Source organism: Bacteroides sp. AM37-9, assembly GCF_003603455.1.
Lineage (GTDB): Bacteria > Bacteroidota > Bacteroidia > Bacteroidales > Bacteroidaceae > Bacteroides > Bacteroides xylanisolvens.
This window is the reverse complement of sequence record NZ_QTNF01000004.1, coordinates 206,777-229,732: the sequence shown is the minus strand read 5'-3', so window position 1 is coordinate 229,732 and position 22,956 is coordinate 206,777. Positions and strand designations below refer to the sequence as shown.

At 45.1% G+C, this 22,956-nt stretch carries 19 protein-coding genes, 1 pseudogene and 1 riboswitch; of the genes and pseudogenes, 17 read left to right on the top strand and 3 right to left on the bottom strand.

What is annotated here, in order from left to right; translation table 11 throughout:
* Position 1 precedes the first annotated feature (1 nt).
* Together hydE and DW862_RS04815 are read right to left on the bottom strand one after the other, a co-directional pair.
* Positions 2-1,078 carry a [FeFe] hydrogenase H-cluster radical SAM maturase HydE gene (gene hydE, locus DW862_RS04820; protein ID WP_120067374.1) on the bottom strand — a complete coding sequence of 359 codons (1,077 nt, stop codon included), beginning with the start codon at positions 1,076-1,078 and terminating at the stop codon, positions 2-4.
* Positions 1,059-2,528: a 4Fe-4S dicluster domain-containing protein gene (locus DW862_RS04815; RefSeq protein ID WP_120067373.1), complete on the bottom strand. Its 1,470-nt coding sequence runs from the start codon at positions 2,526-2,528 to the stop codon at positions 1,059-1,061. Before DW862_RS04815 ends, hydE begins: the two co-directional genes overlap by 20 nt.
* A 146-nt stretch (positions 2,529-2,674) precedes the next feature.
* On the opposite strand from DW862_RS04815, the gene DW862_RS25810 reads away from it, so the two are divergent.
* The 3 genes from DW862_RS25810 (at position 2,675) to DW862_RS04805 (ending at position 4,234) form a co-directional block, all read left to right on the top strand.
* The gene (locus DW862_RS25810) at positions 2,675-2,848 is read left to right on the top strand and encodes a hypothetical protein (RefSeq protein WP_008015767.1); all 174 of its coding nucleotides are present in this window, start codon (positions 2,675-2,677) and stop codon (positions 2,846-2,848) included.
* Between the two features lie 70 nt (positions 2,849-2,918).
* Positions 2,919-3,467 carry an NUDIX hydrolase gene (locus DW862_RS04810; protein WP_004314010.1) on the top strand — a complete coding sequence of 183 codons (549 nt, stop codon included), beginning with the start codon at positions 2,919-2,921 and terminating at the stop codon, positions 3,465-3,467.
* Between the two features lie 59 nt (positions 3,468-3,526).
* The gene (locus DW862_RS04805) at positions 3,527-4,234 is read left to right on the top strand and encodes a DUF5039 family protein (protein ID WP_087322711.1); all 708 of its coding nucleotides are present in this window, start codon (positions 3,527-3,529) and stop codon (positions 4,232-4,234) included.
* A 410-nt stretch (positions 4,235-4,644) separates the two neighbouring features.
* Here DW862_RS04805 and DW862_RS04795 read toward each other — a convergent pair whose 3' ends face one another.
* The gene (locus DW862_RS04795) at positions 4,645-5,694 is read right to left on the bottom strand and encodes a L,D-transpeptidase (protein WP_120067371.1); all 1,050 of its coding nucleotides are present in this window, start codon (positions 5,692-5,694) and stop codon (positions 4,645-4,647) included.
* A 244-nt stretch (positions 5,695-5,938) separates the two neighbouring features.
* On the opposite strand from DW862_RS04795, the gene DW862_RS04790 reads away from it, so the two are divergent.
* The 14 genes and pseudogenes from DW862_RS04790 (at position 5,939) to DW862_RS04720 (ending at position 22,804) form a co-directional block, all read left to right on the top strand.
* A complete protein-coding gene (locus DW862_RS04790) occupies positions 5,939-6,211 on the top strand; it encodes a co-chaperone GroES (protein WP_004314007.1) in 273 nt (90 codons plus the stop codon).
* Positions 6,212-6,254: 43 nt separating this feature from the next.
* A complete protein-coding gene (gene groL / locus DW862_RS04785; RefSeq protein WP_004314006.1) occupies positions 6,255-7,892 on the top strand; it encodes a chaperonin GroEL in 1,638 nt (545 codons plus the stop codon).
* 161 nt (positions 7,893-8,053) lie between these two features.
* A pseudogene (locus DW862_RS04780) lies at positions 8,054-8,809 on the top strand (tyrosine-type recombinase/integrase); the annotation flags it as partial.
* A 447-nt stretch (positions 8,810-9,256) separates the two neighbouring features.
* Positions 9,257-10,150, top strand: coding sequence for a phage integrase SAM-like domain-containing protein (locus tag DW862_RS04770; protein WP_004289225.1), 894 nt, complete (start codon positions 9,257-9,259; stop codon positions 10,148-10,150).
* Positions 10,151-10,196: 46 nt separating this feature from the next.
* Positions 10,197-10,526 carry a hypothetical protein gene (locus DW862_RS26700; protein ID WP_004289226.1) on the top strand — a complete coding sequence of 110 codons (330 nt, stop codon included), beginning with the start codon at positions 10,197-10,199 and terminating at the stop codon, positions 10,524-10,526.
* A 386-nt stretch (positions 10,527-10,912) separates the two neighbouring features.
* Positions 10,913-11,105: riboswitch (cobalamin riboswitch) on the top strand.
* A gap of 154 nt (positions 11,106-11,259) precedes the next feature.
* Positions 11,260-12,177: a DUF4465 domain-containing protein gene (locus tag DW862_RS04760; RefSeq protein WP_004289228.1), complete on the top strand. Its 918-nt coding sequence runs from the start codon at positions 11,260-11,262 to the stop codon at positions 12,175-12,177.
* A 64-nt stretch (positions 12,178-12,241) separates the two neighbouring features.
* Positions 12,242-14,023, top strand: coding sequence for a PKD-like domain-containing protein (locus DW862_RS04755; RefSeq protein ID WP_004293827.1), 1,782 nt, complete (start codon positions 12,242-12,244; stop codon positions 14,021-14,023).
* Between the two features lie 14 nt (positions 14,024-14,037).
* Positions 14,038-16,128: a lipoprotein gene (locus DW862_RS04750; RefSeq protein WP_004311297.1), complete on the top strand. Its 2,091-nt coding sequence runs from the start codon at positions 14,038-14,040 to the stop codon at positions 16,126-16,128.
* 28 nt (positions 16,129-16,156) lie between these two features.
* Complete coding sequence (locus DW862_RS04745; RefSeq protein WP_004293828.1) at positions 16,157-17,257, top strand: YncE family protein; 1,101 nt, start codon at positions 16,157-16,159, stop codon at positions 17,255-17,257.
* Positions 17,258-17,275: 18 nt separating this feature from the next.
* Positions 17,276-19,354, top strand: coding sequence for a TonB-dependent siderophore receptor (locus tag DW862_RS04740; RefSeq protein WP_120067370.1), 2,079 nt, complete (start codon positions 17,276-17,278; stop codon positions 19,352-19,354).
* Between the two features lie 11 nt (positions 19,355-19,365).
* Positions 19,366-20,505 carry an ABC transporter substrate-binding protein gene (locus tag DW862_RS04735; protein WP_004289233.1) on the top strand — a complete coding sequence of 380 codons (1,140 nt, stop codon included), beginning with the start codon at positions 19,366-19,368 and terminating at the stop codon, positions 20,503-20,505.
* A complete protein-coding gene (locus DW862_RS04730; protein ID WP_004311292.1) occupies positions 20,506-21,486 on the top strand; it encodes an iron ABC transporter permease in 981 nt (326 codons plus the stop codon). It abuts the gene before it with no gap.
* Positions 21,483-22,241, top strand: coding sequence for an ABC transporter ATP-binding protein (locus DW862_RS04725; protein WP_007748724.1), 759 nt, complete (start codon positions 21,483-21,485; stop codon positions 22,239-22,241). Before DW862_RS04730 ends, DW862_RS04725 begins: the two co-directional genes overlap by 4 nt.
* Positions 22,238-22,804: a DUF2284 domain-containing protein gene (locus DW862_RS04720; RefSeq protein ID WP_004289236.1), complete on the top strand. Its 567-nt coding sequence runs from the start codon at positions 22,238-22,240 to the stop codon at positions 22,802-22,804. Before DW862_RS04725 ends, DW862_RS04720 begins: the two co-directional genes overlap by 4 nt.
* The last annotated feature ends 152 nt before the right edge of the window (positions 22,805-22,956 follow it).

Sequence of the window (22,956 nt, the reverse complement as noted above, 5' to 3'; positions counted from 1 at the left end):
TTTAATTCGAAATAAATCTGTGTGAATCCGTGTAATCTGTGGTGCACTTAAAGTCGCCTCTTTCGGTAGATATCTCATAACCGATGGTATTCAACTGCTTTTGTAAGGTAGTCAGTCCTTCGGCGGATTCCGCTCCGAGTGAAGCTTTGTCATTGTATAATTCATATTTTCTCCGTTCCTCCCGGGGAGACAGGTTGGGCATAACCACATTTGCACCTGCCAATATACCCCGCTCTCTACCATCAGGAACAAGAGTGGCGAGAGCCGTTGTTGCCGGAATCAATGCGGATGGATGCATCAAACGGAAGATCGATAATAGAAGAATCGTCCGTTCCACCGTTCCGCTGGGATATTGGGCAAAAGGCGTATCATGATGGGGTAGGAAAGGACCGATGCCGATCATTTCCGGCTGTAGCTTTTCAATGAACAAGATATCCTCGATGATATGTTCTACTGTTTGCCCTGGGCTGCCGACCATAATTCCGGTTCCTGTCTGATAGCCGATGTCTTTTAAATCCGCTAAACATTGTAGGCGCTGTTTGCCGGACATTTCTGCCGGATGCAGTTGCCAGTAATGCGACTCATTATATGTTTCGTGACGTAACAGATAACGGTTGGCTCCGGCACGGAAGAAACGCTCGTATGCATCACGCGACTTTTCTCCGAGCGACAGTGTAATGGCACAATCCGGATAATCCTGCCTGATACGGGCAACAGTCATTTCTATCCGATCGTCTGTCAGTGCGGGATCTTCTCCTCCTTGCAGCACGAAAGTGCGGAAACCTAATTTATATCCTTGCCGGCAACAATCCAGTATACTTTCCAGGTTCAATCGGTAACGTTCGATATTGGGATTTCCTTTTCGGATGCCACAGTAATAACAGTTGTTCCGGCAGCAGTTACTGATTTCAATCAGTCCGCGGATATAAATCTTATTTCCGAAGTGGAGGAGTGCGACTTCCTGCGCCTGTTTATTGATGTAACGCAGAATTTCTGCGTCACATCCGGTCAACAGTTGCCGGAACTCTTCCGGTGTCAGTGTTCTTTCCTGTCGTAGTTTATCGATCCATTGTTTCATAGCTCTCTTTCCGTTTGAGCAGCTCTTGTGCCAGTTGGCGACGTCCCGAAACAATGTCATTATGCGTACTCGGTCCGGTGATACATCCTCCTTCGCATGCCATCACTTCAATAAACTGTCCGGCAGCCTTTCCTGTTTTGGCGCAGGCACGCAGCAGAGCGATATTCTTTTTATTGATGTCCGACACTTGTATCGCATTGATTTTCTCCGCTTCTTCTTTCAGATAAGCTTTGACAGCTCCCATCACACCACCTGCCTGTGCAAATCCGTGTGCTTCGCGAACGGAAGTATGTAATACGGAGAACTCCTGCATTTGTTCCAGCTGAATACCCAGCCCGTCAAGAATCGAACCGATTTCTTCGAACGTCAGAATATAATCCACGGCTTCATCGCGGCGTACTTCTTTTCGTTTTGCCACACAAGGACCGACAAATACAACCTTAGCATCCGGATGCTTCTCTTTGGCAATCCGTGCAGCGTAGTACATCGGTGATCCGGTGGTAGAAACATAAGGTTTCATATCCGGAATATGTTTCTCTACCAGTTCGATATAAGAAGGACAACAGGAAGTAGTCATAAACTTCTGTCCCTCTTCCAGTTTCTCCAGTAACTCGTGTGCTTCATTACTGGTGGTTGCCATAGCACCTTCGGCCACTTCGATCACATCAGTAAATCCAATTTCCTTGAAAGCACCGTACACTTGTCCGATAGAAGTTTTAAACTGTCCCAAAATAGACGGGGCGATGATGGCGACCATCTTTTCCCCTTTACGGATGCGCTGCAATACATCGAATGTTTGCGAGATTTCGAAGATAGCCCCGAACGGACAAGCATTCATGCATTTTCCACAGTAGATACACTTGCTTTCATCAATGTGCTCTATGCCGTGTTCATCTTTGCTGATAGCTTTTACCGGACAAGACTCTTCACAAGGTACGGGAATATATACAATAGCGTGATAAGGACAACTCTTGTGACAAATACCGCAACTGACACATGTGTCATGGTCAATCATTGCCTGACCGTTTTTCTTGAAACGTATCGCATCTTTAGGGCAGTTCATGTAACAACTACGTGCCACGCATCCGCGACAAAGGTTGGTTATTTCATAATTGATCTGTACACAGGAAGAACAAGCCTCGTCGATGACGCACATAATATTTTCCTTGTCCGGTTCGGGGCGGCTCAATGCCAATCGCGCATATTCGGAAAGCGGGGTAACTTCGTCGTGTTCGTCTGTCATATCCAATCCCATCAGAGGAAAAGTCTTGTACCTCCACACTGCGCGTTCTTTATGTACGCAACACCGTCCTAGGGGTTTTGATTTGCGTGGACTCAACTCAATCGGGAGCCGGTCTATCTTTTCCACTAATTCGTCGTTTTTCCAGAGTTTAACGAGGTCTGCCAGCAATTTATGCCGGACAATCATAATATTATTCGTAAATGCCATACTGTAATAAAGAGGTTGTTAGTTAGTTGGTGCAAAGATACGAACAGAATTTCAATATTTAAGTTTTTTGAAACATTCTTGTAACTTTTTTGTAGCCCTCGCGTGTTATCTTTGTAGTGGACAAAAAACTTAGAGGAGGCAGAGTTATGAATAGCAGTATTTTCGAACAACGTAGTCGTTTTGCCATGATTGGCGCATTGATGGTTATTATCAGCCTGCTGTTTTTATTCTACATGGGAAGTTCTTTGGTAAGCTCTACCAAAAAATATCTGGAGCAGATACAAGGGATAGAGATCACTTGTATCGACACAGACGAATAAAAACAAGCAACCGAAAGGTAGGATAACCCGGGGGAAATTTGTATTTTTGCCGGAAGAAAAAACAGACCTTATGGAAGAAAAGAATAGAGCCTGGAAAACGGTGAGTAGTAAATATCTATTTCGCCGTCCGTGGCTGACTGTGCGTTGCGAAGATATGTTGCTTCCCAACGGTAACCATATCCCCGAATATTATATTCTTGAGTATCCCGACTGGGTAAATACGATTGCCATTACAAAAGATGGTAAATTTGTTTTTGTTCGCCAGTACCGTCCGGGAATTGAACGAACTTGTTATGAACTTTGTGCCGGTGTCTGTGAGAAGGAAGACGCTTCACCGTTAGTGTCCGCCCAGCGTGAATTGTGGGAGGAAACAGGTTACGGAAAAGGAAACTGGCAGGAATATATGGTGATTTCCGCTAATCCAAGCACTCATACCAATCTGACTTATTGCTTTCTTGCTACAGACGTGGAACTGATAGACCATCAGCATCTGGAAGCTACTGAAGATATCAGCGTACATCTGCTTACATTGGAAGAGGTGAGGAGTCTGCTTGATAAGAACGAAATTATGCAAGCGCTGAATGCTGCTCCATTGTGGAAATATATAGCAAATCTGTAATATCGTTTGGAATTCTGTAGAGAAATAATAACTTTGGAGAAAATTTAAATTATCTAATTATGAAAACTATATTATGGAGTATTCTTTGTTTGTTTCTCTCCGGATGGGGAAGTATGCAAACAGTGTCAGCGCAGGACTTGCAAGAGATGGAAAAGAACTTGTCCGCTATCAATGAGGATTTGAATCAAAAGACAAAAGAATATAGTTGGCAGCTTGCGGCGGCTTATGCAGATTATTGTGAAGCAAACAATAAATATATAAGCTGGAACGACTTGCCTTATCTACAAACAGTTGTCGAATATGAACGTCCTGCTTCTTTGGAAACTTACCGACTGGCGCACAAAGCCAGTAAAGATGAATTGGATAAGTTTCTAAATACATATAAGGAATATAAGGATCTGACAAAGAAGCAGAAAGAAGCAGTAACCAAAGAGGAGAAGGATGCTGTATCGACTGCTTTTTCTGCATTCTGGAAGAAATTGAGAAGTGAAGAAAATCCTTATAAAGATTTGTATTATGCCGAACGGAAAGCGATCAGCAAATATCGGGCAGAAGCTTTGCGGTATGTGATTGCCCATTATAAAGAAAAAAAGCAGGAGATTCCGACTTCTTATATAAAATATGCTGAACGGTCTTATTTATTGCAGAAAGGTTCTGCTTTGGAGTTGTTGCAGAAAGAAATAAACGCATTGGAAAGTGTGCAGAGAGAACTTGTTCAGGATATAACAAGAGCAAGGTATGGGTTGGGTAAGACTGAAGATAAATAAAAGAGAGTTTCACACATAATTGATTAAGGTAATACGGGATGGAGAAATCCCTTTCTATATTGGGAGGTCTGGACTGAAAAGTTCAGACCTCTTTATCTTTTCCCTCAAGTACGTATAGAAAAGTTCTTTCCCCTCCTATGCAAACTTCTTTTGCATAGGAAGGAAACTTATTAAGGCTGTAGAGCAAACTATAATTGCAACTTTTGATTATATAAATGAAGGCTTCGTTTTTATAATTGCAAGCTTTGTTTTTATAATTGCAACTTGCGTTTATAGATTGGAGTAAGGGGAAAGTAACTTTTCCCCAAGAGAAAAGCAAGTTCTCACCTTATAGAAAAGAACTTTTCTAGTTATACTTTGGACGATAGGTAGTAGCGATTCGGGAATAGTGGTGTATGTTTGTTCAACGTTTATTCCAATACAAAAATAATAGTTTCATTTACAGGCGCCCAATCATAAATGAATTTGGCATGGGAAGTTGCATTTCGTACGCACATGTGCGAACGCGGTGTCGTTCCTAACGACGGACTATATTCTATCTGTGTCTTGCGGGGAGCATTGACCGGTACTCCGTGAATATAGGCTCCATCCGTGAAACGACTCGCATAAGGAGCATAACCTCCTGTCTCTTTCGAACCGTCTTTTAGAAATACCATCTTCGCCTTCTTTTCCTGTAATACAAACATTCCTAAAGGAGTTTCCTGTGCATACGGCGGCAGGTGGCGTCCCGTAGTGGAAGGATTCATGCTGCGAACCATCCATTGCCCTTCTCCGCTACGTTCGAGAGCAGCGATATTCTGATTGTGGCGGTCTACGAAAACAGCTTTGTTAAAAACAATCGTATCTCCGATTACTTTGACATACTTTTTAGGAATCATCCATTCATCTCCGGTAAACATTGGCTCTGCTTTTATGAATTTTTCCCCATCTTCGATAAAACGGGTTAGTTCTCCATCCTGACCGTATCGTTCGGGCACTAATGTGTCGGTCAACAAGTAAAGCGGAACGGATTGGTAACGTTCTATGCCGAGAGTATCCGCCACCCGTCCGTAAGCGTTTCTTTTGAAATTCTTCACAAGTGGTGCTTCTCCATTTCTATTTTTGTAATTCTGGAGAATTGCCCAAGTGGAAGGCTGCAATTGTATATTTTCAAGCAAAGCCAGCCGTTCTTTGATTTTGTCCCATTGAAACTGCCGGGTAGTGTCTTTATAAGGATAGGTGTCTTCCAATGTATATTGGTCATACAATAAATCTTTGGTGATTTGTATTTGCTCTGCTGTGAGTTTCTTTTCAACAGGTTTAACCTCGGGTTGAGTTATTGTATCTTGCGACAGCGAATCTGTCTGTTGTTGTTCATGTACAGGAGAAATCTCCCCTGTACGCGAAGTGCAGGAGTAGAAGACGCAAGAGGCAATGATGAGGCCGGATGCTATTCTATTCATATTATTTATACAGTGCATTTGATGGTTCGTTTACGAATATACATCATTATAAGGAATAATCCTTTTGTTTTGTTTAAAAAGTAGGTGACAAATATACTTTTTTGCCATACAGTGCAAGTTGTCAGTCATTTTGTCAGTCTATTTCTGACAAAGAATCATTTATTTACTTTGGCACGCTTTTCGCAATAACTTTAGCGTTCCGCCTGAAAGACGGTGGATAACATCTACAATTAAATGTATAACTAAAATATAACAAGTAACTATGAACATTAAACCATTAGCAGACAGAGTGCTTATCCTCCCTGCACCTGCAGAAGAAAAAACAATTGGTGGTATCATTATTCCTGATACAGCAAAAGAAAAACCTTTGAAGGGTGAAGTTGTGGCAGTAGGTCACGGTACGAAAGATGAAGAGATGGTATTGAAAGTAGGCGATACAGTTCTTTATGGTAAATATGCCGGAACAGAACTTGACGTTGAAGGTACTAAATATCTTATCATGCGTCAGAGCGATGTTCTCGCTGTTTTGGGTTAATTAATAATAGTAAATAGTAAATCTTTAAATAGTAAATAAAGAGATGGCAAAAGAAATATTATTCAATATCGATGCCCGTGACCAATTGAAAAAAGGTGTCGATGCTTTGGCAAATGCAGTAAAAGTAACTCTGGGCCCGAAAGGACGTAACGTTATCATTGAGAAGAAATTCGGTGCGCCGCACATCACAAAAGACGGTGTGACAGTAGCAAAAGAAATCGAATTGGCAGATGCTTACCAGAATACTGGTGCACAGCTGGTAAAAGAAGTTGCTTCTAAGACAGGTGACGATGCCGGTGACGGTACAACTACTGCAACCGTTCTTGCACAAGCTATCGTAGCTGAAGGTTTGAAGAACGTAACTGCCGGTGCTAGCCCGATGGATATCAAACGTGGTATCGACAAGGCTGTTGCCAAAGTGGTAGAATCAATCAAGGATCAGGCTGAAACTGTAGGTGACAACTATGACAAGATCGAACAAGTTGCTACCGTATCTGCAAACAACGACCCGGTAATCGGTAAATTGATTGCTGACGCTATGCGTAAAGTTTCTAAAGACGGTGTAATCACTATCGAAGAAGCAAAAGGTACAGACACTACTATCGGTGTAGTAGAAGGTATGCAGTTCGACCGTGGTTATTTGTCAGCTTACTTCGTGACAAATACAGAAAAAATGGAATGTGAGATGGAGAAACCTTACATCCTGATCTATGACAAGAAGATTTCTAACCTGAAAGATTTCTTGCCTATCCTCGAACCGGCTGTACAAACAGGTCGTCCTCTGTTGGTAATTGCAGAAGATGTAGATAGCGAAGCGTTGACTACATTGGTAGTAAACCGTCTGCGTTCTCAATTGAAGATCTGTGCTGTGAAGGCTCCGGGCTTCGGTGATCGTCGTAAAGAAATGTTGGAAGATATCGCTATCCTGACAGGTGGTGTTGTTATCAGCGAAGAAAAAGGTTTGAAACTGGAACAAGCTACTATCGAAATGTTGGGTACTGCTGACAAAGTTACAGTTACTAAAGACTATACAACTGTTGTAAACGGTGCAGGTAACAAAGATAGCATCAAAGAACGTTGCGAACAGATCAAAGCACAAATCGTGGCAACTAAGTCTGACTATGACCGTGAGAAATTGCAGGAACGTCTGGCTAAATTGTCAGGTGGTGTAGCTGTTCTCTATGTAGGTGCTGCTTCAGAAGTGGAAATGAAAGAAAAGAAAGACCGTGTAGATGATGCTTTGCGTGCAACTCGTGCTGCAATTGAAGAAGGTATCATCCCGGGTGGTGGCGTAGCTTATATCCGTGCAATTGATGCTATCGACGGCATGAAGGGTGACAATGCTGACGAAACAACCGGTGTTGAAATCATCAAACGTGCTATCGAAGAACCACTTCGTCAGATTGTTGCTAACGCTGGTAAAGAAGGTGCGGTAGTTGTTCAGAAAGTACGTGAAGGCAAGGGTGACTTTGGTTACAACGCTCGTTTGGATATTTACGAAAACTTGCATGCTGCCGGTGTAGTAGACCCTGCTAAGGTTGCTCGTGTAGCTTTGGAAAATGCAGCTTCTATCGCTGGTATGTTCCTGACTACTGAATGTGTAATTGTAGAAAAGAAGGAAGATAAACCTGAAATGCCAATGGGCGCTCCCGGAATGGGAGGCATGGGCGGAATGATGTAATTCCAGCTTTCGCTTAAGAATATATAAAGAAGATAAGAACCACTTTCCCTAATAAGGGGAGGTGGTTCTTTTTTTGTATTCCTGCAACATCTCTGCCTTCAATTTGTTCGATTGTTGGAATACCCTTATATTTATTGTCTAATTTATTAATAAATCGAGAGATGTTGAAAGTAGTAACATTTATGAAGCAAGTAGCCCGTGGGCTACAGATGGAGGGAAACTTTGGCACTGCCCATGTATACCGTAGCAGTCTCAATGCCATCATTGCTTATTGTGGGAAAGAGGATTTCACCTTCTATGAGGTGAGTCCGGAGTGGTTAAAAGGGTTCGAAGTGCATCTTCGTAGTCGTGGATGTAGTTGGAATACCGTCTCCACTTATTTGCGCACGTTTCGTGCAGTTTATAATCGTGCTGTCGATCTTCGTAAGGCACCTTATGTTCCTCACTTGTTCCGTTCTGTTTATACCGGTACTCGTGCCGATCATAAACGTGCGTTAGGTGAGGAGGATATAAAGAAAGTATTTGCCAGGTTATCACAGGCTTTTGTCGGTTCTCCGTCATTACGCAAGGCACAGGAATTATTTATCCTTATGTTTTTATTGCGCGGTTTGCCTTTTGTCGATCTCGCCTATTTGCGTAAAAGTGATTTACGTGACAATGTGATTACATATCGCAGACGTAAGACAGGCCGCACCTTGTCGGTGACTCTAACTGCAGAAGCGATGATTCTGGTAAAGAGATATATGAACCGTGACAGTTCTTCTCCTTATCTGTTTTCTTTGTTAAAGAGTCGTGAAGGGACTCCGGAGGCTTATCGTGAATATCAGTTGGCATTGCGCACATTCAATCGTCAGTTGATGTTGCTGGGCGAATTATTGGGGTTGGGCGATAGATTGAGCTCTTATACAGCGAAACATCATACAATCTCTATCTAATTGAAAATTAAACAGTTATTTCTGTTTAATTAATATCAGGTAACGATTTAGAAACGAGCGAATTACAATATTCTGTTTTCTTTTGCCTCTGTCAAAGAACGATTCTTTCAATGCAAATATACACTTTACTTGTGACAAAAGCAATCTTTTTCTACATTTAATCGACTTACAGTCAGCCTTAAAGAGGGTATCTGGTCTCATTCCATCTTCTTCCTCAAAAATAACATAGCAGTCTAAATTGGTTTATGTATGGGATAGGTCTTGTTCATTCGATCCGGTAGACTACTATACATAAAAGTATAAAGGCGAGATACGACAAGGAGATGCCATGCTTTTGTGTAAGGGGAATCTCTCTTAGCTTATCGCAGACCATGTATAGCTAAGTGTTTTGAGAATAAACAGTCTGTAAAAAACGGAAAGACACCGATTATGGGCCGTATCACCATCAATGGAACCCAAGCCGGTTTCAGTTGTAAGAAAGAAGTGTCCCTCGCTTTGTGGGACGTCAAAACCAACCGGGCCAAAGGCAAGTCCGAGGAGGCCCGTACACTCAATCAGGAGCTTGACAATATCAAGGCGCAAATCACCAGGCACTACCAGTACATCTGCGACCACGACAGTTTTGTTACAGCCAAGAAAGTCTATAACCGCTATGTCGGCTTCTCAGAGGAATGCCACACCCTTATGAACCTTTTCAGGGAACAGCTGGAACCGTATAAAAAGAAAATCGGCATAGAGAAAGCCGAAAGCACCTACTGCGGTCTGGTTGCCGATTACAAGAGTCTCCTGCTTTTCATGAAAAGCAAGAAGAATGCAGAGGATATTGTCATCGAAGAACTTGAGAAATCATTCATCGAGGATTACTACAACTGGATGCTCGGTACATGCGCTTTGGCAAACTCCACTGTCTTCGGGCGTGTCAATACCTTGAAGTGGCTGATGTATATCGCGCAGGAAAAAGGCTGGATACGGGTTCATCCGTTCGCATCATTCGAGTGTATGCCCGAATACAAGAGGCGTTCTTTCCTTTCCGAAGAGGAACTGCAAAGGATAATCCATATAGAACCGAGATACAAACGCCAGCGTGCCATGCGCGACATGTTCCTGTTCATGTGCTTCACCGGTCTTTCCTATGTGGACTTGAAAGCCATAACATACGATAATATCCATACCGACTCCGACGGCGGTACATGGCTGATGGGCAACCGTATAAAAACGGGAGTGGCGTATGTCGTAAAATTATTGCCCATTGCTATCGAACTGATTGAAAAATATAGGGGTACGGATGAAAAGAAAGACTCCCCGAATGTGTCTTTCCGGTAGGTGAATACAATGCCATGCGGCTCAGTCTTGGAATCATAGGCAGGAAATGCAACTCCGGGGCGAGGTCACCCCGCACATCGGACGCCACGCATTTGCCGTTCTGGCCATACTCAAGGGGATGCTGCTGGAAACTCTTCAGAAAGTGTTTGGGCATAAGTCCATCACATACGTCCTGCGCATCCATTCACTTGTCCGGCGCAGGCGGGGCAATCTTTTTCTGGAAGTCGCCCATCTGTACGACCAGCGTGCTGACCAGCTTTCTCAACTCCTAATACGCGCTTGTTTCAATAATTGTCAGTTCCATACTAAAATTCTTTTTAAGATTCTGAATATGCGACAAAGTAACGCACATCCTATATCCTTTCCAAACAGATAATATCAGAGTCTTCCGTTGGCGTGCATTGGCGTATCCAACGTTAAAAGAGAAGGTCCTTCACCTGCATCCATGCGGCAACGGAACTTCCATTCCCTTACTTGTTTTCCATAAATTTATAGGATTAATTTCTGGTGCATGATATTAATAGTCATTATTCTGTCTGCTTTTTTTGCTTGCATAATTGCAGCTAACAGTTATCTATTCCAGAACGCATTGTTATGGAAAATGGCAAGCTGTTTTGTTGGTTTATGGATATTGTGTATGATAATTACCGTCTTCGTTTGTCGTAAACTTGAATGCTCTAATTAAAACAGTACGGTTGTCATGCTTTGTGTGTTTTATTATAAATATTATGAATTATTTGGAATTGATATGTAATATAGATAATTTTGCAGTCGGGAAATGGTTTCGGGAGGTTTACGCCTTCCGAATGAAAAGGGAACCCGGTGAAAATCCGGGACAGTACCCGCTGCTGTGAGTCCACAAAAACGGACATCGAACTTTTGCCACTGGTGTAATACCGGGAAGGCACGATGACCGGGACGAGTCAGAAGACCTGCCATGACCGGAATGAGATTTACACCTGCGGGATATACGGGTCGTAATCAAATAGGGAATAGCTCATCGGCCATTCAATATTTGAAGACAGACATATTCCCGTTCGTGTAAGTCCGCACGAACGGGAATTTTTTGTGTTTGTTAATAATATGTTTTACATTAAAATGAGTGACCTATGAAAAGAAAATTACGCTTTCTGGCAGGTGCCTGTCTATTTACCGCAACCGCCTTGTTCTCTGGCTGTAGCTCGGACGATGACTTTTTGATGGACCCGGTTGATTCCGGAACTTCGCAAACCCGTGCTGTGACAAATTCGGACGGTACTTTAACTATCACTTTCGATGATTTCGATCCCGGCATGTTAGCAGGACCTACCTCGGCCGGAGAAAATCTTTATTCGTACCAAGGGTATCCTCAAGTAACCACCATTTACGACAATACTCCGGAAGAATATCTCTTCCTTTCAATGTTTAATACTGTAGGTGGAAGCACAGAGTATTCCAGCGGCGGCATCGCACTTTCCAACTGGAACATCCGCTCCAATCAGTCGGGAAATACCGGAGACTGGTGGTATTCTTATCTAAACCAATGTTCTGTCTATAACACTGCGGTGGAAGCGGAAGGACAGAATAAGGAAGCCGGGCACAGCGGTTCCAATTTCGGTGTCGTTTACGGATATGTGGATGCTTACAATCAGGCATGGATGGCTAAACCAGAATTTTATTTCAATGTTCCCCGGAAATTGGTCGGCCTGTGGATCTGCAACACCTCATACACTTATGGTGTCATTACTTATGGTAATCAGTTCGGTTCTACGGGGGTAGCGACTCCTCTGAAAGAGATGAAAGGGTATTTCCAAGTGAATCTGGAATGTTATGATGCGAATGGCGGTCTGATCCGCACTTACAAACGTCTTTTAGCCGATTATCGTAACGGCCAACAACAGGTTGATCCTATCACGACATGGGATTATTGGGAAATCAATGCCGAAGGGGTGCAAAGTGTGAAATTCAACTTCGAGGGTTCGGATTCGGGAGCATACGGTTTGAATACTCCGGCTTATATCTGTATTGATGATATCACCATACAATAAAAAGAATACAAGGATATCCCTTCTGTCGGGGGTATCCCTGTTATTTTTCTAAAATCCACACATCATGCATCGTTTTCACTATTTTATTATTTCTGCCTGTATGCTGTTCACCTCCTGCAACAAGGATGAAGTCATTACCGAAGAAGTAGGAGGACAACCTATAATAGAACTTGACAGCGAGACCGGTATTTACACGGTCAAGGTCGATCACGAATTGACTATCGCCCCGACATACCAGAATGTTGAAGATGCTCTTTTTGCTTGGACGATAGACGGTACGCTGGTTTCTTCGGGTCCGTCTCTTCAACGTACATGGAATGAATGCGGGGATTTTTATGTCAAACTAAGAGTAGACAATGCGGAAGGCTATGCCGAAGAGGAACTGAAAGTAGAAGTGAAAGAACTCACCCCTCCGGTCATCTCACTGGCACTACCTTCGCAGGGGCTAAAAGTCGTCCGGAATACCGATTACACATTTACTCCCGATATTCAGCATTCGGATGTCGAAGGGTTCAAAATCGAATGGGTACGGGAAGGAAAAATCGTTTCCACCGAGAATACTTATACTTTCAATGAAAAAGAACTCGGTGTTTATACGGTGACAATCAACGCTTCCAATATAGATGGGACAACAACGAAAGACGTAAGCGTAGAGGTCGTGGAAACGATGCCCTACGTTGTCAAATTCCCGACCCCGTCTTACCTGCAAACATCCACGGACAGGTACACTTTTGCCGACCGTCCTGTTTTCCTGCGTCCGTTGTTGGAGTATTTCGACAATCCCCGTTTTGAGTGGAGTGTGGACGGTCAGGTCATGGAAGGAGAAGTGGAACGCATGTTCAAGTTCACGCCGTCCGCACCCGGAGAATACACCGTCTCCTGTACTGTGTCGGAAGACACACCGACGGAAAAAATAAGCAGGAATATCGACAAAGGGAAAACGGCTGTCACTGCCACCGTAAAAGTCGTTTGTGTGGACAAAAAGGAACAAGACGGCTTCCGGGCTTCGGGAAGTTCCAAGCTCTGGAATAAAGTCTATGAATATACCCCAGCTCCCGGCCAATTTATCAACGAGACGAGCACGATAGGCGGTATGACCGGCAACGAAACATCCCCTGAAGCGGCTGTCGCATGGGCAACACAGCGTTTGAAAGACAAACTGCACGTCTCTTTAGGTTCTTTCGGGGGTTATATCATCGTCGGCTTCGACCACAGTATTCCCAATTCGGGTAACCAATATGATTTCTGTGTTCAGGGGAACGCCTTTGACGGCAGTTCCGAACCGGGTATCGTATGGGTCATGCAAGATATAAACGGAAACGGATTGCCGGATGACGAGTGGTACGAACTGAAAGGATCTGAAGCAGGCAAGGAAGAAACAATACAGAATTTTGAAGTGACCTATTACCGTCCGGAAGGCAAAAAAATGGATGTCCAATGGATCAGTTCCGACGGTAGAAACGGCTGGGTAGACTATCTGTCCGCTTATCATACACAAGACTATTATTATCCGGCTTGGATTTCGGAAAACAGTTATACCCTGACAGGCACTTGTCTGGCCGCCCGCAACACCCAAGATTCTCAAACCGGTTATTGGGATAATCAGAGTTATGACTGGGGGTACGTGGATAATTTCGGAAACGACCAGATAGAAGGCGGCAGTACGGTGGATGGAAGCGGACAAAGGAACGGTTTCAAAATTTCCAATGCCATCCATGCCGATGGAACGGAAGCCAATCTGCAATATATTGACTTTATCAAAATACAATGCGGTGTTCTGGCCAAAAGCGGCTGGCTGGGCGAAGTTTCTACGGAGGTATTTTCTTTTGAGGATCTAACCAAATAATAAAAATTACAAGTATGAAAATTTATTTTCTTCCCATGCTCCTATCCTTGTTCTTTTTGGGAGCGTGTGACAAAAACGATGAAATTATACCTGAAGATGCAGATGAAAATTTCATCACATCGGTCGTGATGACCGTGGACGGGAAATCGTACACGGCCGACATTACGGACAATACAGTAACAATAACCGTTCCCTATACGGTATCGCTGAACAACGCCGAAGTGGAATTCAAGTACACAACTTCTGCAACAATCATACCTGATCCTGAAACGGTAACGGACTGGGATAACGAACGAACCTTCCGGGTGACATCCTATAACGGAGATGCCCGCGAATATACCTATAAGGTCGTGAAAAGCGAGATAGAATCTGACGGAGATGTGGAGTTGAAGACCACCGAGGAGGTAGCTTCTTTTGCCGCAACCAAAACAACCGTTGTCAAAGGGAACCTGATTATCGGCTCTGATGCGGAAGAGGCAGAAAAAATCACTGACATATCTGCATTGGCATCTTTGAAAGAGGTTACTGGCAACATTGTCATTCGTAACAGTTACAACGGTGCAGACTTGACAGGGTTGGATAATATCGTTTCTGCCGGAGGTTTACAGGTAGGTTCGACCGATGTCGCCTCGAAAGCTACGGAACTTCACATGATTTCCATGAAAGCATTGGAAACGCTCTCCGGAGACATATCGGTATATAACGACCAAGTGACGTATGTCCTATTCGAGAAACTGGCAACTATTGAAGGAAGCGTGATGTTCAATGCGTCGTCGTTACAGAGTTTTGAGTTTCCGGTTCTGACTACTGTAGGTCAGGATCTGAATCTTCAAGGACTCAATGAAGAGAACACAGCAGCCGGTTCGATTGCGTCTTTGGAAATACCGGAACTGACAAGTGTCGGAGGGGTCTTGTCCGTAAACAATCTTGCCAAGCTGACTTCCATGAGCTTCCTTAAGCTGAAAGAGACCGGTGGCCTTGATTTCCATACCGTCCCCGTGATGTTGGAAACCATCAACCTTCCGGAAATCGAAACAGTAAACGGAAGTATTATTATGGAAGCCAATATGGAAGCTCCTCCTACCGGTAGTTTTGTTCCCCAACGAAATGACGTGCTTCAGGCTTTCGGTGGAATGGACAAACTGACAACGATAAAGGGACAGATAAAGATAAAGAATTTCACGGCACTCAAACAACTTCCCGACTGGAGCAAGATCACCACACTTGGAAGCATCACGCTGGATTATCTTGAAGATGTGAGCGGAACACTGCTGTTGCCGAACGCCCGATTTGAAACCTTCGGAGAAACAGCGCCCCAGATTGAAATTATAAACAAGGTGCAGCTCTCCAAAATTGAAACAGCCGAAGATTTGTCAAATGTAAATTTTGTCATCACCAGTCTCACGAATAATAAGTTCCCTGAAATCACGTTCAAGAATATCAAAGACTTCACTTGTAAGCCAACCACCAACAATACCGATTATACCATATCGACAATTCAACATGTATATGGAAATCTAAATGTGACAGGCCAAATGCGAAGCAATGCCAAATTTCCCGACTTGGAAATCATAGATGGATATGGATATATCCAAATACCCATGTTTGCTTCAATCACAATGCCAGTCTTGAAAGAAGTGGGAGGACAGTTCTATTTATCTGGAAATTTTACCAGTTGTAACTTGCCCTTACTATCCAAAGTTTGTTGTTCAGCTTCTCCTGTATATTATAAAGAGGGAGAGGGTTCGTTAGCAATATCTTTACAAAGTAAATCGCTGGATATTCCGGAATTGCTTCACGTAGGAGGTGAAGGGTTGTTCGTTAATAAAGCAACAGGCATTACTTGTGATAAATTACAGACTATAGATGGTACGCTACAGATAAAAAGTGCGACTTCTCTTTCTCAGGAAACACTTTCCATGGAGAAGTTGGAGACCTTGCATGGGGTTGTTTTTGACGGTTTGACGAAATTTACCGACTACACTTTCTTCGGCAAGTTTATAGAAAACGGAATGATTACGGGGGAAAGTTGGAGCGTGACGAAATGTGGGTATAACCCAACCTTCCAAAATATGAAGGACAAACAATATACGCAGCAGGATTAAACCTTATACCTTAACCAGAGTACCCGTAATGATTCGGGTACTCTTTTTTATCCGAATGACAATGAGCAGAACAATACAACGGATTTGCCTTTTTCTTTTCTGCCTGCCAGTTTTCGGCAGTTGCATGAAATGGGATTACGGAGAGATGGAAGATTTCTCTGTATCGGCCTCTGGTCTTTTCATTACCAACGAGGGGAATTTCCAGTACAGCAATGCCACGCTTTCCTACTACGATCCCGCCACGTGCGAAGTGGAGAATGAAGTGTTTTACCGTGCCAACGGGTTCAAGTTGGGCGATGTGGCCCAGTCTATGGTTATCCGGGACGGTATAGGCTGGATCGTGGTGAACAACTCGCATGTGATTTTCGCCATCGACATCAATACTTTCAAGGAAGTGGGCCGTATCACAGGTTTCACCTCACCCCGGTATATCCATTTTCTGTCGGATGAGAAAGCCTATGTGACGCAGATATGGGACTACCGTATCTTCATCATCAACCCCAAGACATACGAGATTACCGGCTATATCGAATGTCCAGACATGGACATGGAATCGGGTTCCACCGAACAAATGGTACAATACGGCAAGTACGTCTATGTGAACTGCTGGTCGTACCAGAACCGCATCCTGAAAATCGACACGGAGACGGACAAGGTCGTGGACGAACTGACCATCGGCATACAACCTACTTCGCTGGTCATGGACAAATACAACAAGATGTGGACCATCACGGATGGCGGTTACGAGGGCAGCCCATACGGTTACGAGGCACCGTCTCTCTATCGTATAGACGCCGAGACTTTCACCGTAGAGAAACAGTTCAAGTTTAAGCTGGGCGACTGGCCTTCGGAAGTCCAGCTCAACGGTACACGGGATACACTTTACTGGATCAACAACGATATTTGGCGAATGCCGGTGGAAGCCGACCGTGTTCCCGTCCGGCCTTTTCTGGAGTTTCGGGACACCAAATACTACGGCCTTACGGTCAATCCCAACAACGGGGAGGTATATGTGGCCGACGCTATTGATTACCAGCAACAAGGTATCGTGTATCGCTATTCGCCGCAAGGCAAGCTGATCGATGAATTTTACGTGGGAATCATTCCGGGAGCTTTCTGCTGGAAATAACGAGGAAGGAGGACAAAAATGAAAAGACATCTTATTCTATTGTTCGTGGGGGTAAGCCTGCCCTTTCTGCTTGCCGCCCAGCAGAAAAATTCCGTCAGCATTACCAAAAGGGTACTACGTATTCCGGAGGTTACGGTGGTGGGCAAACGACCTATGAAGGATATAGGCGTGCAACGAACCCGTTTCGATTCCATCGCCATGAAAGAGAACATCGCCTTGTCTATGGCCGATGTGCTGACATTCAACTCATCCGTTTTTGTCAAGAACTACGGACGCGCCACGTTATCCACCGTGGCTTTCCGGGGTACCTCTCCCTCGCATACCCAAGTGACGTGGAATGGTATGCGCATTAACAACCCGATGCTGGGCATGACGGATTTTTCCACCATCCCTTCTTACTTTATCGATGATGCCTCGCTGCTGCACGGAACGTCATCGGTAAACGAAACGGGCGGCGGCTTGGGTGGTCTGGTCAGGCTCTCCACTTCTCCGGCCAACCATGAAGGGTTCGGGTTGCAGTACGTGCAGGGAGTGGGGTCGTTCAGCACGTTCGACGAGTTTCTCCGCCTGACCTACGGTGACAAACACTGGCAGTCCTCCACCCGTGTGGTGTATTCCTCTTCCCCCAACGACTACAAATACCGAAACCGGGACAAGAAGGAAAACATCTATGACGAGGACAAGAACATCATCGGTTCCTATTACCCGACGGAACGCAACCGCAGCGGGGCTTATAAGGATCTGCACGTCTTGCAGGAAATTTATTATAACACGGGCGAAGGCGACAAGTTCGGGCTAAACGCCTGGTATATCAATTCCAACCGGGAACTGGCGATGCTCAGCACGGATTACGGGAACGACATGGACTTCGAGAACCGCCAAAGGGAGCAGACGTTTCGCGGCGTCCTCTCGTGGGATCGCGTGCGGGAGAAATGGAAGGTCGGTGTAAAAGGCGGCTATATACACACATGGATGGCCTATGATTACAAGCGGGACAAGGGAAACGGCGAAATGGCTTCGATGACCCGCTCACGCAGTAAGATTAACACGTTCTGCGGAAGTGCGGACGGGGATTATGCTCCTTCAGAGAAATGGCTGTTCACGGCCGGTGTTTCCGTACACCAGCATTTGGTGGAAAGCGCGGACAAAAATATCATCTCGCAGGAAGGTAACAAGGCTGTTGTCGGGTATGACAAGGGACGTGTCGAGTTTTCCGGTTCCGTTTCTGCGAAATGGCGGCCTGTCGATCGTTTTGCCGCCTCGCTTGTCCTTCGCGAGGATATGTTCGGTACGGAATGGGCCCCGGTTATCCCGGCTTTCTTCATCGACGGGGTACTGTCGAAAAAAGGCAATATCGTGGCGAAAGCATCCATCTCCCGGAACTACCGTTTTCCCACGCTGAACGACCTCTATTTTCTGCCGGGCGGTAATCCCGACCTGAAAAGCGAGCACGGCTTCACATACGACGTGGGGTTGTCGTTCTCGGTGGGGAAAGAAAATGTATATGCTTTGAGCGGTGGTATCAACTGGTTCGATTCGCACATCGACGACTGGATCATCTGGCTACCCACAACCAAGGGATTCTTCTCCCCCAGAAACCTCAAAAAGGTACATGCTTACGGGGCAGAGACCAACGCCCACCTTGATATAATGCTCGGAAAGGACTGGAAACTGGATATGAACGGAACTTTCTCGTGGACTCCCTCGATCAACGAGAGCGAACCGATGAGTCCGGCAGACCAATCCGTCGGCAAACAGTTGCCATACGTGCCGGAGTTTTCCGCAACGGTGACCGGACGTCTGTCATGGCGGACATGGAGCCTGCTTTACAAATGGTGTTATTACAGCCAGCGTTATACCATGTCGAGTAATGACTATACCCTGACGGGCTATCTGCCCCCTTACTTCATGAATAACGTGACACTGGAAAAACAGCTCTCTTTCCGATGGGCCGATCTGTCGCTAAAGGGCAGCATCAACAACCTGTTCGATGAAGAATACCTTTCCGTATTGTCCCGTCCCATGCCGGGCATCAATTTCGAGATATTCATCGGCATAACACCCAAGTTCGGAAAAAACAAAAATAGTAAACGATAATCTGCATCAATATGAACGCATTAAAGAATTTAAGCCTGATTTTGTTGCTTTCTCTGGCATTTACAGGCTGCCACAACAAAAGCTCAAAAATCAATGATTTCAACCTGCTGCTTTATGCTCCCGAATATGCCTCCGGCTTCGACATCAAAGGGGCGGGCGGGAAGGAAAGCGTACTGATAACCGTCAGGAATCCCTGGCAGGGAGCGGACAGTGTAACCACATGGCTGTTTATCGTCCGCAACGGTGAAGAGGTTCCCGAAGGGTTTGCAGGACAGGTACTCAAAGGAGACGCCAAACGTATCGTGGCGATGTCTTCCACTCATATCGCCATGCTTGACGCAATCGGTGAAGTCCGGTGTATAACCGGCGTTTCGGGAATCGACTACATTTCCAACCCAGACATCCAAGCCCGCCGCGACAGTATTGGCGATGTCGGCTATGAAGGGAACATCAACTACGAGTTGCTGCTCTCGCTCGATCCCGACCTCGTTCTGCTCTATGGGGTGAACGGCGCAAGCGCAATGGAAAGCAAACTCGAAGAACTCGACATACCGTTCATGTATGTCGGCGATTATCTTGAAGAGTCGCCTCTCGGCAAGGCCGAATGGATGGTAGTGCTTTCAGAAGTCACAGGAAAACGTGAGAAGGGTGAAAAAGCCTTTGCCGCAATCCCGGTCAGATACAACGCCTTGAAAAAGAAAGTGGCCGACAGTACCCTCGGCACTCCTTCGGTTATGCTTAATGTTCCCTATGGCGACTCGTGGTTCATGCCTTCAACCCAAAGTTATGTAGCCCGCTTGATTACTGATGCGGGAGGCCGCTATATCTACCAGAAGAACACGGGAAACGCTTCTATCCCCATTGACTTAGAAGAAGCATATCTGCTCGCGTCGGATGCGGACATGTGGTTGAACGTGGGAATGGCGAACTCCCTTGACGACTTGAAGGCATCATGTCCGAAATTCACCGATACCCGATGTTTCAAAAATGGAGAGGTGTATAACAACAACGCCCGTACCAACACAGCCGGGGGTAACGACTATTACGAGTCTGCCGTCGTGAATCCTGACATCGTGCTCCGCGACCTCGTGAAGATATTCCATCCTGAACTGGTGCAGGAAGAGTGTGTGTATTACAAGCAACTGAAATAGATGCGTTCCCGTTCGACTATATTATTCTCCATATTGATTACGCTCACGGTCGGTCTTTTTTTACTGGACTTGGCCGTGGGAGCTGTCAACATTCCGATCCGCGATGTATGGGCAGCACTGACCGGGGGAAATTGTTCCCGTGCCACGGAAAAAATCGTACTCAACATACGCCTCATAAAAGCTATAGTGGCACTGTTGGCCGGGGCTGCCTTATCGGTCAGCGGTCTTCAGATGCAGACCCTCTTCCGTAATCCTCTTGCCGGTCCCTATGTCCTTGGCATCAGTTCCGGTGCAAGTCTCGGTGTGGCACTTGTGGTACTTGCCGGGATCGGTTCATCAATAGGCATTGCCGGAGCAGCGTGGGTGGGTGCGGCTGTCGTGTTGCTCGTGATAACTGCCGTCGGACAGCGAATAAAAGACATCATGGTAATCCTGATTCTGGGCATGATGTTCTCATCGGGCGTAGGTGCTGTCGTGCAGATATTGCAGTACCTCAGCAAAGAGGAATCGCTGAAAGCCTTTGTCATTTGGACGATGGGGGCTTTGGGTGACGTCACCTCCGGACAACTTCTGATTCTTGTTCCATCGGTGTTTGCCGGACTGCTGTTGGCTGTACTGACCATCAAACCGCTTAACCTCCTGCTGTTCGGAGAGGAATATGCCGTAACAATGGGACTGAATATTCGGCGTTCACGCAGCCTGTTGTTTCTCTCGACAACGCTGCTCGCCGGAACGATAACCGCTTTTTGCGGTCCGATAGGTTTCATAGGTCTCGCTATGCCTCATGTCACAAGAATGCTTTTCCAAAATAGCGATCATCATGTCCTTCTGCCTGGAACAATTCTTTCGGGAGCATCGATATTGCTTCTTTGCGACATCATTTCTAAAATATTCACCTTGCCGATCAACGCCATTACAGCTCTATTGGGAATCCCAATCGTCGTATGGGTGGTTTTACGCAACAAATCCATCACCGCATGATAGAATTACAGCATTTTTCCATAGGTTACAAAGAAAACTCGTTGCTCCACGAGGTAAATGCCACGATAAAAAAAGGTCAACTGACAGCCCTTATCGGAAGAAACGGGACAGGAAAATCGACGTTGCTCCGCGCCATAGCCGGTCTGAACCGGTGTTATTCCGGAAAAATCATTCTCGACGGGCACGACATCGCCTGCATGAAAACCGAAGATATGGCAAAAACGCTGGCTATCGTCACGACCGAGCGCACGCGCATCGCCAACCTGCGGTGCAAGGATGTCGTAGCCATAGGCCGTGCTCCTTATACCAACTGGATAGGTAGGATGCAAGAAACAGATAAGGAGATAGTCATGCAATCGCTCATTTCGGTGGGAATGGAGGCTTATGCAAACCGCACGATGGATAAAATGTCGGATGGCGAATGCCAGCGTGTGATGATTGCTCGTGCATTGGCACAGGATACTCCTATCATTCTCCTTGATGAACCGACTTCCTTTCTTGACATGCCTAATCGCTACGAACTTGTGGCGTTGCTTCGTAGGCTTGTCCACGACGAGAAAAAATGTATCATGTTCTCGACACATGAACTTGACATCGCGTTGTCCATGTGCGATTCGATAGCATTGTTAGATACCCCGAATTTAAGTTGCTTGACCGCGTCTGAAATGCAGAAAAGCGGATACATTGACAGACTTTTCCAAAATGAAAACATCCGTTTCGACTCCTTATGCGGTACAATGATTTTGAAACAATGAGTATATACACTGTAGAAAATTTTACTTCAGACATCACTGTTGAAGGATACATCGCCGAATTCCGTGACGAACCACATTTTCTTGAACTTTGCAAACAATGTACCAATTACGGTAAAAGTTGGGGGTGTCCTCCATTTGATTTTGATACGGAATCGTTTCTCCGACAATACAAGTATGCACATCTTATGGCAACGAAGATAATCCCTGAAGACAAAGATATTCCGATTGAATATACACAAAAACTCATTTTACCGGAACGGATACGAATCGAGAGCGAATTATTGGATATGGAACGGAAATATGGAGGGCGTTCATTTGCCTATATAGGTAAATGTCTTCACTGCTCAGATAACGAGTGTACGCGTAACTGCGGCACACCATGCCGACACCCGGAAAAAGTGCGTCCGTCACTCGAAGCCTTCGGATTTGACATAGCCAAAACGCTTTCTGAACTTTTTAACATCGAACTTCTTTGGGGAAAGGATGGCAAATTACCTGAATATCTTGTTCTCGTAAGCGGATTTTTTCATAATGAATACGAACTTTGCAACATAGCATACTAATGATTCGGACATGAAATAAACAGACAAACTAACCACATTCGGTTCAATCTGTTTTGTGATTTCAAATGAATTATAGTTAGATATGTAAAAAGCGACGCTGGAGCTTGAAATAAGTAACGGTTTATCGGTGTATTCTCCGTTAAACCGTCCTG

Coding starts and splice junctions, on each gene's coding strand:
- DW862_RS04795 (WP_120067371.1), bottom strand. CDS start 5,694: ATGCACTGTATAAATAATATGAATAGAATAGCATCCGGCCTCATCATT.
- DW862_RS04725 (WP_007748724.1), top strand. CDS start 21,483: ATGATAGAATTACAGCATTTTTCCATAGGTTACAAAGAAAACTCGTTG.
- hydE (WP_120067374.1), bottom strand. CDS start 1,078: ATGAAACAATGGATCGATAAACTACGACAGGAAAGAACACTGACACCG.
- DW862_RS04810 (WP_004314010.1), top strand. CDS start 2,919: ATGGAAGAAAAGAATAGAGCCTGGAAAACGGTGAGTAGTAAATATCTA.
- groL (WP_004314006.1), top strand. CDS start 6,255: ATGGCAAAAGAAATATTATTCAATATCGATGCCCGTGACCAATTGAAA.
- DW862_RS25810 (WP_008015767.1), top strand. CDS start 2,675: ATGAATAGCAGTATTTTCGAACAACGTAGTCGTTTTGCCATGATTGGC.
- DW862_RS04760 (WP_004289228.1), top strand. CDS start 11,260: ATGAAAAGAAAATTACGCTTTCTGGCAGGTGCCTGTCTATTTACCGCA.
- DW862_RS04755 (WP_004293827.1), top strand. CDS start 12,242: ATGCATCGTTTTCACTATTTTATTATTTCTGCCTGTATGCTGTTCACC.
- DW862_RS04750 (WP_004311297.1), top strand. CDS start 14,038: ATGAAAATTTATTTTCTTCCCATGCTCCTATCCTTGTTCTTTTTGGGA.
- DW862_RS26700 (WP_004289226.1), top strand. CDS start 10,197: ATGCAACTCCGGGGCGAGGTCACCCCGCACATCGGACGCCACGCATTT.
- DW862_RS04815 (WP_120067373.1), bottom strand. CDS start 2,528: ATGGCATTTACGAATAATATTATGATTGTCCGGCATAAATTGCTGGCA.
- DW862_RS04720 (WP_004289236.1), top strand. CDS start 22,238: ATGAGTATATACACTGTAGAAAATTTTACTTCAGACATCACTGTTGAA.
- DW862_RS04730 (WP_004311292.1), top strand. CDS start 20,506: ATGCGTTCCCGTTCGACTATATTATTCTCCATATTGATTACGCTCACG.
- DW862_RS04740 (WP_120067370.1), top strand. CDS start 17,276: ATGAAAAGACATCTTATTCTATTGTTCGTGGGGGTAAGCCTGCCCTTT.
- DW862_RS04805 (WP_087322711.1), top strand. CDS start 3,527: ATGAAAACTATATTATGGAGTATTCTTTGTTTGTTTCTCTCCGGATGG.
- DW862_RS04770 (WP_004289225.1), top strand. CDS start 9,257: ATGGGCCGTATCACCATCAATGGAACCCAAGCCGGTTTCAGTTGTAAG.
- DW862_RS04745 (WP_004293828.1), top strand. CDS start 16,157: ATGATTCGGGTACTCTTTTTTATCCGAATGACAATGAGCAGAACAATA.
- DW862_RS04790 (WP_004314007.1), top strand. CDS start 5,939: ATGAACATTAAACCATTAGCAGACAGAGTGCTTATCCTCCCTGCACCT.
- DW862_RS04735 (WP_004289233.1), top strand. CDS start 19,366: ATGAACGCATTAAAGAATTTAAGCCTGATTTTGTTGCTTTCTCTGGCA.